Genomic DNA, 13,110 nt, shown 5'->3' on the forward strand with positions numbered 1-13,110 from the left:
CGGCGCTGTGTCATCGGTGTATTCCTTCCCATCCCGCGCCTGGTGATCCGCGCGCGGGTGGGCCTTTCGACTATGCCGCCAGATCCACGTATCAATGCCCGCTTCCCGGCGGCGCTCGTCGGCCATCGATGACGTGAGCTTGTTCAGCTAGTCCGAGGCAATGCGAATCGACCGGCCCCGGCCAAGCGCCGTGGCCTCGCTGATCGACTTGGCCACATCGCGCGCGGGCGTCCGGCTCAGCGGGCCATCGAACACGGCGCTGCTGATGCGCTAGCGTGTCTGGTCGGACACATTGCGCACCAGGTCCGTGTTCCACCCGATCGTGGTTTCGAGCGTGGCGCGCATGTCGCCAGCACCGATAATCGTCTCAAGATCGACGCCGGTGGCCGACAGGACCGCGCCGCGCCATTTGCCACGTTGCCAGCGCTCCACCTTCAGTGCCCAGCCGCGCAGTTCCGGCGTCAGCAGCAGGAGCAGGCGGTTCACCTGCTCTGCAGCGCCATCGATCTCGGCCTTCACGTCTGCCGGGGCGTCAGTGGTCATCTCCGCGACGGTGCGCGCGTAAGCATCGCGATGCGATCTGCACTGGCTGTCCACGCATCCGCCACAGGTTTATACACAGACCTATGCAAGTTCGTCGCCAGCACGGCCGGGGGCGCAATATCTCGCAGGACGATGCTCTTGCGGCGGATGCCGGGGTTTGCACGGCGAATGATGGTGGCGAGGTCGTATTTCATTGAACCGGCGCACCTCCTGGGCTATACAGAGGACAGGATCGCTCCACGTTCAGGCGTAGTGGCTGGGGCTTTGCATCAGCCGGGGCGGTCCTAGACATTTTCCCACATCGTAACCAACGCCAGCTTCCCGGATCGTTCGCCTACGCGCTCGATCAGCGTGTAATCGCGGCTACCAATCGAGAAGTCCGAGCGGATGCGCAGGCCGGCGCCGTGGCCTCGCTGGCCCTGTGAACGGATTAAGTGCGCGTTTGCGGCGTGCGTCGCGTAGCTCTTCAGCACCGACTTGCTTGGCGGAGTGCGGCCGCCCTTCGAGAACTTGGAAGCGTGGTTCAGGCCGTCGGGACTGGCCTCTCGCAGCAAATGGCCCACTTCCATCCCAGTCTGCTGCTTGATGAGGGCTGCATTGAGGATCGGGACAGTAGGAAGCGCAGAGGTGAAACCGCCGATGTTTTTGGGGGCGAACTGCCCACCCCGGCGAGATCCCGCCGGATATCGGTTCGAATTTGAGTCTTCAAAAGGGAGCCCGCCGGTCGGCACACCCCCATCTGCGGTAGCACGGCGGGAGGGCGCGGAACCCCCGCCGCCGGCTAGATTGGGATCACCTCCTTCGGCCTGAATGGCAGACGGGTCAGTCCCGTCGTCGTCCGGGGTCAACCCGAACCTCTCGTTTTCGGGGATCTCGGCGAGCGCCTGATCGAGACCGGGGATATACTCTCGCTCGGTCATCAAGTTCTGGAGGCCCTTCGCGAATGCCTCGTCGGGAATCGCGCCGGTGGCCTGTAGCTTGGTCACCGCGTCCATGGTGACGTTGAAGGTGTCCGCCTCTTCCTTCTCGGTCGGGACCGAGAGCGGGGCGAACTTCCATGTCACCTTGGCCGGATCTGCGCCTGCCGAGCGCATCAGGAACGGGTCCAGCTGCTCAAGACAAGGCCGGGTCTCCAGCTTTTGACCAGAGACGACCGCCTTGTTCCAGTTGTCCATGTCGTGCTGGCCGGTGGCGTTCATGCCAGCGGGGGAGCGGCCTATAAGGCGCGTGAAAGGGATGTCGGACACGGCGGAGACGCGCTGGTCGAAGGCATCCATCATCGCCGGGATGCCTGTCCAGGTTACCTGATAGTCGGTGATCGTCTCGCCCGCGTCGTCCTGGCCTCCCGAACAGCGATAGACCGTGGCGTTGAGGCTGCTCTCGCCCAGCGCTATGACCTCGATGCGCTTGTTCAGTTGCTCCGGGTCTCGGCTGTCGAGGTCGGGGATACCGATGCGCAGGAGCTTGGCCTTGCGGGCCAGGGCGGCGAACCACGCCTGCGTCTCGTCGGAACGGGTATCCGACGGCCTTGCCCTCTGCGTAAACGTCCTTCACGTCATCGCCGACGCCCTTCTTTTCTTCCTCAAGGCGCTCGATCCGCTCAATCAGGAGGCGGAGGCGATCATCGGTGGTTTCGGCCATGGTAGATGGTCCTTTCAAAGCATCAGGGGTTCGTCGCGGGCGCGATCAGCAATCCAGGCAGACCGGCCGGCGGCGGCGGAATCGAGAGAGAGAGAGAGAGAGAGAGAGAGAGAGAGAGAGAGAGAGAGTTGTGCGGCGGCCAGCTCAGCCTGTTCGGCGGCGAACGACATTGCCGACGACAAAATCCCTTACTGAGAGGCGACCGAACCATGATGTACAAGTCGAGCAAGGGCGACAAAGAGATCGCCTCGATGCCGCTCTCCTACGCGAAGAACGCGCTTAACAAGCTGATCCGCAGCGAGCCGGAGCGGAAAGTTGAGATCGATGCACTCCAGGAGCATGTCGACCGCCTGACGGCCTAGGCCGAGGCGAAGGTTCTGGCCGGTGGCGATGACGCCAATCCGCGCGCGGTGATCGGCGGAAACCATCCGCCCGAAGAAACCCCGGCGCCGAAGGTAGACGGTCGCGTCGCGATCGACACACATGTCGCCGACCTGCTGCACGCCATGCTGTCCGACATCAGCCGGGCAAAGCCGATGGGCCGCAACCTCAAGCCTGAAATATGGAAGTGCCTGTTCCTCGACGCGATGGGCCACCAGGCGAACTGGGTCCCCTCGCTCGACGGCGATGGTGTCGTGAACACCGGCTTCCGTTCCTCCCGCCTCACCGTCGCTGAGATGAGCGACATGATCGAAAGTCTGTACGCCTTCGGCGCCGAGCACGGTGTCGAATGGAGCGAACCCGCTGAAAGGCACGCCGCATGAAACCCCACCACCTAGAACTGCGCGTTGACCCGACAGACGGCCGCGTGGGACGCGCTCATGCCATGGAGGTAACGGCATGAGCCACTTCAATGCATCTGGGGCGCTCGCCCTTTCAGCTAACTGCCCGAAGCGAGGGCGGCGTCACCTTTCTCACAGAATTGGCAGCGACCTTCATTGCTTCCAGTTCGTCAAGGTAGCCGGTCAGCCTGTGTTCGCCCAGTTCCAGAGCATGTGCACGTCCCATGTCCTGCAGTTCGCGCAGACAGTCCTCCGCCTCGTGCCGATCAAGTCGCGAAAGCAGGTTGGCCAAGATGTGGCTGATGGCGAACTGTGCGCCCTCAAATTCAAGCGCAGCTCGTTCCAAATTTTCTATCCGAGGCGTCATTTCCGTAACCATAGTCATTGTCTCTCCGAATGTGGGAACATTTGTGCACATTGGCGACCGCGGCTATTTTTCGTTAGGATAGGCGGGATAGAGTTAAGCGATTATTATCATCGATTAATAGCGTTGACCGATTACAAAATTGTCATAGCTTCACGCGGCTGTGTTTTCGGCAGCCTCGTCGAACATGGCGATCTGTCGCCGGTGACCCAGCCGGGCATGCAGCGCGCATCGGAGGTATCAAGCGCCGCCCCCTCTCAGATCGAGGAGGGGTGAGCATGGGCGACATGATCGACGGCTTCCGCGACATGAAGGCAATCAAGCAAGCCGAGCGAAAGGTATTCGGCCTGCCATGCCCTGTGTGCGTGGAGAAGCTCCCACGCGCTCAGCCCAAGCGCTTGCAGCCGGGCCAGAGCTGCCAAGCCCACAAGCCCCATTATCGTGATCATCGGGAAGAGCCGACCGTCGCCGAATACAACGAGCGCATGGCTGCTGCTGGCATCGACATCCGCAAGCTGGAGGTATCCAATGCCTAACACCCGCACTGAGCATACGCCGGAAGCCGTGGAGCTCGTCGCGCTCCGTCAGGCGCTGAAAAACCTCCTCGACGCTTGCTATCAGGCAGACGGCATGGAAGAGTTGCCCTGCTGCATCGACGGCTCGCTGCTCGACGAGGCTGATGCTGCGCTGGAAATGCAGTATCCGGTTGTCTGGACGGAAGAGCAGGTTGCAGCGCTGGTAGCCCGTCAGGAAGACGGGACCTTGCACCCGTATACCTGCGGCGGTGAACGCTCGGATTACGCGCACACCTTCCATGCAGAGGAAGCTGGCGAGGAGCCGGGCCAGCTTTACCCGACGACGCGAGGTTGGCGCTGCCCAGCCTGCGATTACCGGCAGTTCTGGTCTCATGAAACTGGCAGCCCGGCAGATCAGAATATCCCCGGAGACCCGGCATGAAGACCCTCGCCACACAGGTCACCCAGATCGTGCAAGCCCTACACCCTGCACCCTGTCACAGACGATTCCACCTTCGAAAAACTCCACCTCACCGACGTAGAGCGCGACTCCATTGCTCTCGATATCGAGAACACCCTCGGAATCCATGTGTGCGACAAGACCGCACGCGGATGGCAGTCGGTGGGGGGATGTGGTGCGCTGTGTTCAGGGGCGGATGATTGGGGAGGTGGCATGCCCCCCCATAGCATCGCCCGCTGGCCTGCAATGATGGGCCGAAAGACCGCGATGGAATACCTCGATGTGGGCGAGACCGCATTCGAGGGCGAAATCGCTGCCGGTCGCATCCCTGAGGGGATCATGTTCGGCGGGAAGCCCCACTGGCGTCGTGACGCGCTCGATAAGGCTTTGGCCATCATTTCCGGCGAACTGGTCACCGACCACATCGCTCGTTTCGAGGAGCGCAGGCGTGGTAAGGCTGCCTAAACTGAAATACGTGAAATTCACCCGGTCGAAGGGGAAGATCTACGCCTACTTCGACACGGGGAGAAAGAAATCCAACGGTGAGCCAATTCGATTGCCGCTCCCGCCGTATGGCACGGTCGGATTCTACGATAGCTATTCGTCATTCCTCGGCGCGCGAACCAAGCGCATGGCCAATGTCCCCACGATCGCCAGCGTGGCGGAACTCTACCAGAACAGCGACGACTTCAAGGATCGGTCAGAGGGCACCAAGAAGGTGTACCGAATCACCCTGAAGAAGGTCCTGGCAGAATTTGGGGAGTTCCCCCTGGAGGACGTGACCCGCAAGAGAGTCTACGACGTGCTTGATGAAATTCCAGGGCCAGCCTCCAGAAACCTGTTCGTGGCCATGCTGGGTGTTCTTTTCCGCTACGCCCGCTCGCGCGACATGACCGAAGCGAACCCGATCAAGGATATCCGGCAGGCGAAGACAGGCGAGCACGAGCCATGGCCCGACGATCTACTCACCGCTGCATTGGCGGCGGACGAAGCTATGATCCGTCTGTCTGTCCATCTGCTCAATTTCACCGGCCAGCGCCTAGGCGACGTTCTCAAGCTGCGCTGGTCAGACATCCGCGGCGGCAATGTCGTGATGACCCAGCAGAAGACGGCCAAACCTATGATCATCCGCATGCACCGCGATCTGATTGCTGAACTCGATCAGGCGCCGCGCCTTGGAATGACGATCATCAGCCATGCAACCGGCAAGCCGGTGGGCGCTGACTTCCTGCGGAACCTCCTGAAGGGGTTCGCTGCAAAGCTTGGGCATTCTGTTGTGCCGCACGGTCTCCGCAAGAACGCGGTCAACAGCCTCTTGCGCGCCGGATGCACCATCCCTGAGGTACAGGCCATCACGGGGCAGAGCGTCGAAATGGTAATGCACTATGCCAAGCAGGTCGATCAGGGAGCTTTGTCGGAGGCGGCCATCATCAAATTGGAGCGAGGAAACAGATCGTGAATCCGCAAACCACTCGAAAAACACCCAAAAAAAAACCCGGAATTCCGCCATTTTCATTTAACCCTCCTATTCATGGAGCCGAAGGGTTACGTCATCCTGCCCACCCTGAGGCGAAGATGATCGATGGCGCGCTTCAGTTCCTTCTCGACAGTCCGACGATGCAAACCCCGCAGTTTTGCGATCTCGCCAAGCGCGAGGCCGTCTCTCCACTTGTCGAAAAAGATCGCGCGCTGCCGGCCAGGCAATTCCGCAAGCGCGTCCAGGACAATCGCAAGATCCTGACGAGCGGCCTCTCTCATTTCGGGATCGGGAGCAGGATCGACGATGCCCTCCAGCCAGGCTTGCTGAACGGACAGGAAACGGGCTCCCGCCTTGCGTCGATTTCGTCCAAAGTTGAGCGCCATTCTGCGAAGGTAGGACCGCGGATCGCGAACCGTATCGATCGCCGGCCGACGTGCCAGTTTTTCCGAGGTATCCTGCAGCGCGTCCAGCGCTGCGTCACTCGAGCCGAGCGCATTTTCGAGATAGGGAAGCAATTCGCGGTACATGGTAAGGAATGTGCGCTCGAGAACCTCGTTGGGTTCTTCATCGGGAGACGCATCATGCTTGCGCGCAGCGTTGGAATTATTCGGATCGGGGGGATCCTCGATCATCTCGCGCCAGCCCCATGGACAGAGCATCCGGCGGGCTCATCACGGCATTGGGAATGCCCCATGCCTGAGGGCCGCCGATGCATATTTGAAGATAACGAGTCCGACCATCACCAGACTCCCGAATAACCGGCCCTTAAGCCAAACCGAACAGAGCACTCCTTCATGATTAAAATACTGCCACCCGCCGGCATCGACCTACGGAAATCGGGATTCGGAGTAGATGTTAACCCATTGATTGATATTTTAAAATAAGTCTATTTCAGAATAGGGCGTTCCTCGAAGCAATCCGCATCGCCGGCAATAACAGTAGAGATGCAGATACGGATCAGATCCCGATCCACGGACCTATGCGAGCGGTCAGCGCGCACATTCCCGAAGGATTATCGCCGCATTCGCACAGACCACTTCCACTGCGAGCGGTCAATCGATTGCGCTTCGCCCGCAGCCGTTATCTCACGCATTCGCCGGTTTCCTGAAACGCAAGCAAAACAGGCAACCGAGATTGCAAATTGCTTGATTGTCTAATGGGACCTGTCGCCACATATGGCGGGTGGCTTTCAGGCATCCTCTCCCAAATACTTTCCCAGCCGGCCTTTTTTGGCCCCTGCACCCATGCTGGCACGTCTGTCTCGCGGGCGCGATGCTCGGCCCATCGCCAACTGCGCGGGTGCGAGGTTGTGGTCGCCGCTACCGAAGATAGCGCCCCCGGATAGTCACCGGCCTCTACTCTAAACCAGCAGCAGCCCGGCTCATCGCGAGCGGAGCCTTGCCCTCAACCTTGTTTTTAGGCAGCGCTTCCGGCGTGCAGCCACTCAAGGCCATGAAAACCGAGTGCACGCCGGAATAGACGAATTCGCTAAACCTCGCTTGCCGCGCCGGCAGGGCAAGATGGCAGGAACAGGCATTGCCATCCCCCCTTGAACAAGTCATCCAGATTCCCGTCAAATTGGCATCCTTGTTCACCCCCGTAGGCCGAACAGTAAGCCCACCCGCGGTGACGCCATACCGACCATTCCCGCTGCGGCACGCCAGATCAAGGTCGGGACGCGCCCAGTGATGGGCACTAGCCGGGCTTGTTGCGCTGTGCATTCCATCTCTCCCCTAGGGTCAGGTCGTGCGCCGCTATGGGCGATCCCTGTTACGAGCGGGAAACAAGCGTAACCGATCTGCTGATGAGTCTGCGCTGCAAGACTGGTGCAAGCCAAGTGAGCCAAGACATACTCGACTGACCGCTGCGCGGAGCCCCCTCCCCGCATCCGCTTTCGGAAAGATTATCGGCCATGAAGACCAGGTTTCTACTCTCCGCCGTCACGACGGCCATCCTTAGCGTGCACGCAATGGCAGTGGCAGCAGCTCCATCTGCGCCCCCGTCCCCAAAGCTGACACCGGCCTCCGCAATCGCCCCGCTGCACGCCCTGATCGCGCCGCTCGACATTCCGTTCGAAACCTTCACGCTGAACAACGGCCTGCGCGTCGTCGTCCATACCGACCGGCGCACTGCGGTGGTCGCGGTCGGCGTGTGGTACGATGTCGGATCGACCAGCGAACCGGCGGGCAAGACCGGTTTCGCCCACCTCTTCGAACACCTGATGTTCAACGGCACGGAAAACGTGCCGGGAGACTTCTTCGCCCCGCTCAAAGCGATGGGCGCCACCGATTACAATGGCACCACCTATTTCGACCGAACCAACTATTACGAAACGGTACCGACTGACGCGCTGGAGCGCACGCTCTACCTTGAGAGCGACCGCATGGGCTGGCTGCTCGGCGCCGTCACACAGCACGTGCTCGATGTGCAGCGCGGCGTGGTCCAGAACGAGAAGCGCCAGCGCGACAACCAAGCCCTATGGGCTTGTATCGTACCGTCAGGTGGCGGCTCTGTACCCTCAAGGTCATCCTTATGCCCACGATCCCATCGGATCGATGAAGGATCTCGACGGCGCCAGCCTCGCCGACGTCAAGGCGTGGTTCCACGATCATTATGGCCCCAACAATGCCGTGCTCGTGCTGTCCGGCGATATCGATGCCGCTGCCGCCCGCCCACTGGTGGACAAGTACTTCGGCGCGATTGCACGCGGGCCTCAGGCAAAGGCCACGATCGCGCCCGTCACGCCGCTGGCAAAAGCCGTCACCGAGACCATGACCGACCGCGTGGCTACCGTGATGATCGATCGCAGTTGGCCGGTTCCGGGCATGGACAACCCAGATTCCTCGGCTCTGGACATTGCCGCAGGCGTCCTCGGCAACCTTGCCAGTTCGCGCCTTGCCGAAGCGCTGGTGCGGCAGGAAAAGCTGGCGGTCAGCGTCACCGCCGGCAATGCCAGCAATGCCCATGCGGGTATGTTCGACATTCGCGTGATGGTCCGCCCCGGTGTGAACCCGGCGGCAGTAACCGCCCGGCTCGATGCTATCATGGCCGAATTCCTCGCCCACGGCCCAAGGCCCGACGAAGTGCGCCGCGCGGCGACAGACCTGATCGTCAGCATCAGGCTGCCACGTGCATGGTCGAGCCGATATCAACGGCGGCTGCGCCCGGATTGACCATGGACAGGGCGTCCATGCTCCCCGATTTTGGTCCAGTCATTCCACATTCTCCTCCAGGTCCGGAGGGTATGGGCGATGCAAACCGTCATTTTCCTAACCGGGGTCACCGCGACGCGGCGCCACCACTCTCAAGTGCGCAAATGCCCGCGGGCCACGTTTTTTAACGGGGTATCATGCTACCAATAAGCTATCGGCCGCGACCCTCCGGTTGGCACCATAACACAACCCGTTTCTACCGCGCGCAGCCGGGCCAGACCCGGGACGGTTTTTTAGGATTTCGCGCTCCTCGGTCACCCTGGCGAGCTCGCGTTTCAGCTGGCGGATCTCAGCATCCTTGCCGGCATCGCCAGACACCACCTCCGCCAGTTGCCGCTTCCAGGCATACAGCGAATGCTGACTGACGCCGAGCCGCTCGGATACCTCCGCTACCGGATACCCACGTTCGGTGATCTGGGCCACCCCATCGCGCTTGAACTCATCGCTGAAGTTCGGCTTCCCCATCGTCGTCTCCTGTCGTCAAAATTAGGATAGAAGGCATCCAAAAATCTAGGGGTTACTCAATGAGCCGCAGACGTAGCGTTGCGAACTCGGCGGTGACGAGCGCGGCGGCCTCGGGTAGCCTCGCCGGCGCCTCGCAGAAATGCCGGCTGCCGAGTGATCGGCGTTCAAGCGCTTCAAGCATCAAAGCCGAGTTGCAGAAAACGTCCCTTCGCGGCCTTTGGCGCTGACAGTGCCGCGCATATGCGAGCCATCAAGCTTGCCGGCAAAGTTGATATCCACCGACATGATCATGACTTTTGTCGGGTAGGTCCAGCTGACGGTCTGGCCCTGCACCATGCCCTTGGTCAGGACGTGAGACTTGCCCGGCTTGGTTTTACCTTCCTCGGACGATACATCGATGCACGCTCCGGCGAGCCGGACGCCCTGTTCACCGAACTGGCAGTCCACAGTGAAAGCCTTGCCGTTGATCTCGCCAGTCACTCGCCATTTACCGGCAGCCTGGGCATTAGCCGACGTTGGGAGAAGGACAGCCGAAGCCAAGAAGGTCGAGGCCGTGATGATCGACAAACGCATGGGTGATATCCTCATTCAAAGCACGTGTTGAAGTATTGTGGTTGTGCATACCCAGACACGATGGAGGTTGTGTGGAGGCAGGACGCCATTCTTCTTCGGAGGGCTACGAGGATCGCCACCTTAAATTTTCAGAGTGAGGCTGGATCCGACGCCGTAGGCCGGTGCTCCTTTGCTCAATCCGCCACTGCCATAGACGGTCAACGTCAGGCGGTGCGACACAGGCGCGCTAAATGCGCCAAAGATTTCATGCGAACCGCTAGCCAACGCGCTGCTTGCCTGACGGTAGTCGTAGGATCCAATCAGCACCGATTTGCCGATCATCAGGCTACTGCCCGCCGAAGCTGACCAAGAGTTGCGCAGATCTGAGCCCTTGGGCTGGCCGGGGAGACGGTAACCCGCGCTAATGAAAGGCGTGAATTTGCCAAGCGTCTTGCTGACTTCGGCGGACAATGCAAAATCCACTTTACCGGTGCCGAGCGCCTTGGCCCGCGAACCGGTCGGCAGCTTCACCCTAGCGCCCATCTCCAACCTTAGACCAAGAGCTTCTTCCGGAATGGAATAGGCGCCCGCAATGCTCATGTCGCCGACACCGCTGCGCGATGAACCCGGCGCATGCGGATCAATGATGACGCCGCCGTCGCCGTCGGACACCACGGCAGACGAGCCGGCGATATGCAGCCACGGAAGAGCGACCGTAACGCGCAAATTCCCGGCGCGGTAACGCAACGCCAACGGCACCACGAGAATATCGGTCCTTGTGTCGCCGCCATACGTCCCGCTGGAGAAGTCACCGCCGACGCTCGCGGCAATGCCGTCGCCGCTATTTGCCTTGGCCTGAGCTGCGCCGATCAGCCCCAGCATCGCGCCGGTGACCGCCAGCGCTTTGTACTTTGTCATGTTCGCACCCATTGAACTAAGTGGAGCGCGCGGAAGCGCGCTCCACTTCCTGGATTACAGGCTGCCGATGGCTGTCAGCCGCGAGCTGCCGCTATGGCGGCGCGGGCGTCTTGCGCCGCCTGCTTGGCAGCGGCGCGGGCCTCATCGGAGGCCTGGCGCGCGGCGGATCGGGCGTCCTGCGAAGCCTGCTTTGCGCTGGCGCGCGCTTCCTCCACTGACTGCCGGGCTGCGACACGAGCTTCCTGCGCCGACTGGGCGGACTCGGCGCCCTTCGTACGCGCCTCTGCAGCCGCCTGCTTGGCGGCGGCGCGGATTTCTGCCGACGATTCGGTTGCCAAAGCTCGCGCGTCGGCTGCTGTCTTCACGGCCGCCGCGCGTGTTACCTGGGTCGCGACGATGGCGGCTTGGCGGGCCTCCTGCGCAGTCTGCGCCGAAGCGTTACCAGCGAAGCCCGAGATGGCGACGAGGGCGGCGACGGGAACAATAGAAAAGACTGACTTCTTCATGATGGTTCTCCGGTGCGTTGCGCATCGCCCGGCTGCCGCGTTGCAGACAGTTCGCGATGCGCCGCCTCGTCAGCACCGCGTCGTGGAGAGCCGGTGGAGGTCTTGTTGCGACGTACCCGCATAGGGGCGAACCGTGGTTTTGCGGCGCTCAGGCGTTGCTTTTGATTTACAAGGAGCTGGAAACTCGCGATTTCTCATCGAAGCCCGAAAATCTGCCGATATCCATCGACTCTCCATCGAACATACGAACCGGCTACACGGCTCGCGCCCATTTGCTGACAAACGCCGTTCGCAGTTGAACGTCGTGCAAACAGGAAGACAAGCAAATGCGTAATTGGACGATGTTGAGCGTGGCGGGTGCCCTGATGCTGCCGGCAATGGCAACGGCGGCGCATGCCGAGGACGACAAAGGCATTTACGCCGTCGCACGTGTCGGCATGGCGGTGAAGCCTGATCAGAGGTTCGACGACAGCGACCTTCCGGCCTCGGCAACCTTCGACGACAAGACGAAATACAAATCCGGCTTCACTGGCGAACTTGGCGGCGGTTACGACTTCGGCCCTGTCCGTGTCGAGCAGACTGGCGGCTACATGAGCCTGAAGGCCAAGGGCCTTGGCGACGATGACTATTCTGGCAGCGGCCGCAACAAGGCGACGTTCGCTTCGATCGGTGCATTCGTCGACATCCCGACCGGATCGATCGTCGAACCCTACATCGGCGGCGGCGTCGGCGCCGCTCGCGTCGATGCGAGCCTGGGGCGTACGGATGAACTCCTGGGCGACACCAGCAGCTATTCGGGCAAGGATTGGGGCCTGCTATGGCATGTCGACGCCGGCGTCGGCATCAAGGTCGCGCCCAAGGTCACGGTCGAATTGGGCGGCCGTTACACGCAGATCAGCGGGCTCAAGTTCGACGGCGTCAACAACGGCGTTCCGGCCGTCTACGAGCCAACCATGCGCACGTTGTCGGGCACGCTCGGCGTTCGCTACAAGTTCTGATCGCCTCGCCCTTTCGGAGCTTTCGAAATAAGCCATCGGGTCGCTCCGAAGGAATGCCACGTCGCCCTCGGGGCGGCGTGGCATCACCCTGCCCATTCGTGGAAGACGCGTGATGCGCAAACCTATCTCGTACGCTCTTGCCGGGATGACGATCCTGATGGCGGCCAGCGGCAAGCCCGCACATGCAGCTACGATCGCGAACTGCAAGGGTCCTGCCCTCGAGATCGAGGTAGAAGGTCTCAAGGATCGCATCGGCATGCTGGTGGCAGAACTCTATCCCGCCAACGAGACCGACTTCCTGGACGACGCCGAAGACCTGGTCAAAAGCGGCAAGACCTTCCGGCGCGTCACCATCCCGATCAGCCCCACCGACCCGCCAAGGCTGTGCGTCATCGCTCCGGCAGCTGGGACTTACGCTCTCATCATCATCCACAACCGGGACGGAAAGGACAAGTTCAGCATATCCAAGGACGGGGCCGCCCTGCCCGCGGCGCGATCGATCGGCAGGTCACGCCCGAAGGTGCAGCAGGCCACGATATTCGTGGGCAATACGCCCCGCAGCGTTGCCGTCAGGATGCAGTACCTCAACGGCCTAGGCGGCTTCATGATGTCCAACAGGTAGCATCAGCGACAATACGCGCGAGAAGCCCGCCGAGGAGCCTTTCGGCTCGCCG

Annotated in this window: 17 protein-coding genes and 3 pseudogenes; 9 read left to right on the plus strand and 11 right to left on the minus strand. The window is 61.3% G+C overall.

The genetic code is table 11. From position 1 onward, the window contains the following. Positions 1 to 270: 270 nt before the first annotated feature. From U9J33_RS20125 to U9J33_RS20140, 4 genes and pseudogenes are all read right to left on the minus strand, one after another. Positions 271 to 543, minus strand: a complete 273-nt coding sequence (locus U9J33_RS20125) for a hypothetical protein (protein WP_185999963.1) — start codon at positions 541 to 543, stop codon at positions 271 to 273. Further along, entirely contained in the window at positions 540 to 737 is a 198-nt protein-coding gene (locus tag U9J33_RS20130; RefSeq protein ID WP_324699798.1) for a hypothetical protein, read from the minus strand. Before U9J33_RS20130 ends, U9J33_RS20125 begins: the two co-directional genes overlap by 4 nt. A 90-nt stretch (positions 738 to 827) precedes the next feature. Beyond that, positions 828 to 2,024 (minus strand): anti-CBASS protein Acb1 family protein, encoded by a 1,197-nt coding sequence (locus U9J33_RS20135; protein WP_324699950.1) that lies wholly within the window; start codon positions 2,022 to 2,024, stop codon positions 828 to 830. Between the two features lie 34 nt (positions 2,025 to 2,058). Next, positions 2,059 to 2,184: pseudogene (locus U9J33_RS20140) on the minus strand (GapR family DNA-binding domain-containing protein); the annotation flags it as partial. A gap of 209 nt (positions 2,185 to 2,393) precedes the next feature. On the opposite strand from U9J33_RS20140, the gene U9J33_RS20145 reads away from it, so the two are divergent. Both U9J33_RS20145 and U9J33_RS20150 read left to right on the plus strand, forming a co-directional pair. Next, positions 2,394 to 2,546: a hypothetical protein gene (locus tag U9J33_RS20145; protein WP_185999966.1), complete on the plus strand. Its 153-nt coding sequence runs from the start codon at positions 2,394 to 2,396 to the stop codon at positions 2,544 to 2,546. 48 nt (positions 2,547 to 2,594) lie between these two features. Then, entirely contained in the window at positions 2,595 to 2,948 is a 354-nt protein-coding gene (locus tag U9J33_RS20150; protein ID WP_324699799.1) for a recombination protein NinB, read from the plus strand. A gap of 112 nt (positions 2,949 to 3,060) precedes the next feature. On the opposite strand, the gene U9J33_RS20155 is transcribed toward U9J33_RS20150, so the two are convergent. Next, the gene (locus U9J33_RS20155; RefSeq protein ID WP_324699800.1) at positions 3,061 to 3,351 is read right to left on the minus strand and encodes a hypothetical protein; all 291 of its coding nucleotides are present in this window, start codon (positions 3,349 to 3,351) and stop codon (positions 3,061 to 3,063) included. Between the two features lie 257 nt (positions 3,352 to 3,608). Between U9J33_RS20155 and U9J33_RS20160 the strand changes: the two genes are divergently transcribed. The 4 genes from U9J33_RS20160 to U9J33_RS20175 all read left to right on the plus strand — a co-directional run bounded on the left by U9J33_RS20160 (position 3,609) and on the right by U9J33_RS20175 (position 5,764). Beyond that, positions 3,609 to 3,866: a hypothetical protein gene (locus U9J33_RS20160; protein WP_185999969.1), complete on the plus strand. Its 258-nt coding sequence runs from the start codon at positions 3,609 to 3,611 to the stop codon at positions 3,864 to 3,866. After that, a complete protein-coding gene (locus tag U9J33_RS20165; protein ID WP_324699801.1) occupies positions 3,859 to 4,287 on the plus strand; it encodes a hypothetical protein in 429 nt (142 codons plus the stop codon). Before U9J33_RS20160 ends, U9J33_RS20165 begins: the two co-directional genes overlap by 8 nt. A gap of 285 nt (positions 4,288 to 4,572) precedes the next feature. Beyond that, a complete protein-coding gene (locus U9J33_RS20170; protein WP_324699802.1) occupies positions 4,573 to 4,770 on the plus strand; it encodes a hypothetical protein in 198 nt (65 codons plus the stop codon). Beyond that, entirely contained in the window at positions 4,754 to 5,764 is a 1,011-nt protein-coding gene (locus tag U9J33_RS20175; RefSeq protein WP_324699803.1) for a tyrosine-type recombinase/integrase, read from the plus strand. Before U9J33_RS20170 ends, U9J33_RS20175 begins: the two co-directional genes overlap by 17 nt. A gap of 86 nt (positions 5,765 to 5,850) precedes the next feature. On the opposite strand, the gene U9J33_RS20180 is transcribed toward U9J33_RS20175, so the two are convergent. Both U9J33_RS20180 and U9J33_RS20185 read right to left on the minus strand, forming a co-directional pair. Next, a complete protein-coding gene (locus tag U9J33_RS20180) occupies positions 5,851 to 6,417 on the minus strand; it encodes a sigma-70 family RNA polymerase sigma factor (protein WP_324699804.1) in 567 nt (188 codons plus the stop codon). 723 nt (positions 6,418 to 7,140) lie between these two features. Further along, positions 7,141 to 7,380: a hypothetical protein gene (locus U9J33_RS20185; RefSeq protein ID WP_221937332.1), complete on the minus strand. Its 240-nt coding sequence runs from the start codon at positions 7,378 to 7,380 to the stop codon at positions 7,141 to 7,143. A 374-nt stretch (positions 7,381 to 7,754) separates the two neighbouring features. Between U9J33_RS20185 and U9J33_RS20190 the strand changes: the two are divergent. Continuing rightward, positions 7,755 to 8,886: pseudogene (locus tag U9J33_RS20190) on the plus strand (M16 family metallopeptidase); the annotation flags it as partial. Between the two features lie 342 nt (positions 8,887 to 9,228). On the opposite strand, the pseudogene U9J33_RS20195 reads toward U9J33_RS20190, so the two are convergent. The 4 genes and pseudogenes from U9J33_RS20195 to U9J33_RS20210 all read right to left on the minus strand — a co-directional run. Beyond that, positions 9,229 to 9,462: pseudogene (locus U9J33_RS20195) on the minus strand (transposase); the annotation flags it as partial. Between the two features lie 180 nt (positions 9,463 to 9,642). Then, entirely contained in the window at positions 9,643 to 10,035 is a 393-nt protein-coding gene (locus tag U9J33_RS20200) for a hypothetical protein (RefSeq protein ID WP_185999976.1), read from the minus strand. A 120-nt stretch (positions 10,036 to 10,155) separates the two neighbouring features. Then, on the minus strand, positions 10,156 to 10,932 hold the full coding sequence (locus tag U9J33_RS20205) for a transporter (protein WP_324699805.1): 777 nt from the start codon (positions 10,930 to 10,932) through the stop codon (positions 10,156 to 10,158). Between the two features lie 74 nt (positions 10,933 to 11,006). After that, positions 11,007 to 11,438, minus strand: a complete 432-nt coding sequence (locus U9J33_RS20210; RefSeq protein ID WP_185999978.1) for a hypothetical protein — start codon at positions 11,436 to 11,438, stop codon at positions 11,007 to 11,009. A 326-nt stretch (positions 11,439 to 11,764) separates the two neighbouring features. On the opposite strand from U9J33_RS20210, the gene U9J33_RS20215 reads away from it, so the two are divergent. Then, positions 11,765 to 12,436 (plus strand): outer membrane protein, encoded by a 672-nt coding sequence (locus U9J33_RS20215; protein WP_324699806.1) that lies wholly within the window; start codon positions 11,765 to 11,767, stop codon positions 12,434 to 12,436. A 112-nt stretch (positions 12,437 to 12,548) separates the two neighbouring features. Further along, a complete protein-coding gene (locus U9J33_RS20220; RefSeq protein ID WP_185999980.1) occupies positions 12,549 to 13,058 on the plus strand; it encodes a DUF2141 domain-containing protein in 510 nt (169 codons plus the stop codon). Positions 13,059 to 13,110: the final 52 nt, after the last annotated feature.

Source organism: Novosphingobium sp. RL4, from assembly GCF_035658495.1.
Lineage (GTDB): Bacteria > Pseudomonadota > Alphaproteobacteria > Sphingomonadales > Sphingomonadaceae > Novosphingobium.

Coding starts and splice junctions, on each gene's coding strand:
- U9J33_RS20125 (WP_185999963.1), bottom strand. CDS start 543: ATGACCACTGACGCCCCGGCAGACGTGAAGGCCGAGATCGATGGCGCT.
- U9J33_RS20130 (WP_324699798.1), bottom strand. CDS start 737: ATGAAATACGACCTCGCCACCATCATTCGCCGTGCAAACCCCGGCATC.
- U9J33_RS20145 (WP_185999966.1), top strand. CDS start 2,394: ATGATGTACAAGTCGAGCAAGGGCGACAAAGAGATCGCCTCGATGCCG.
- U9J33_RS20155 (WP_324699800.1), bottom strand. CDS start 3,351: ATGACTATGGTTACGGAAATGACGCCTCGGATAGAAAATTTGGAACGA.
- U9J33_RS20160 (WP_185999969.1), top strand. CDS start 3,609: ATGGGCGACATGATCGACGGCTTCCGCGACATGAAGGCAATCAAGCAA.
- U9J33_RS20165 (WP_324699801.1), top strand. CDS start 3,859: ATGCCTAACACCCGCACTGAGCATACGCCGGAAGCCGTGGAGCTCGTC.
- U9J33_RS20170 (WP_324699802.1), top strand. CDS start 4,573: ATGGAATACCTCGATGTGGGCGAGACCGCATTCGAGGGCGAAATCGCT.
- U9J33_RS20180 (WP_324699804.1), bottom strand. CDS start 6,417: ATGATCGAGGATCCCCCCGATCCGAATAATTCCAACGCTGCGCGCAAG.
- U9J33_RS20200 (WP_185999976.1), bottom strand. CDS start 10,035: ATGCGTTTGTCGATCATCACGGCCTCGACCTTCTTGGCTTCGGCTGTC.
- U9J33_RS20205 (WP_324699805.1), bottom strand. CDS start 10,932: ATGACAAAGTACAAAGCGCTGGCGGTCACCGGCGCGATGCTGGGGCTG.
- U9J33_RS20210 (WP_185999978.1), bottom strand. CDS start 11,438: ATGAAGAAGTCAGTCTTTTCTATTGTTCCCGTCGCCGCCCTCGTCGCC.
- U9J33_RS20215 (WP_324699806.1), top strand. CDS start 11,765: ATGCGTAATTGGACGATGTTGAGCGTGGCGGGTGCCCTGATGCTGCCG.
- U9J33_RS20220 (WP_185999980.1), top strand. CDS start 12,549: ATGCGCAAACCTATCTCGTACGCTCTTGCCGGGATGACGATCCTGATG.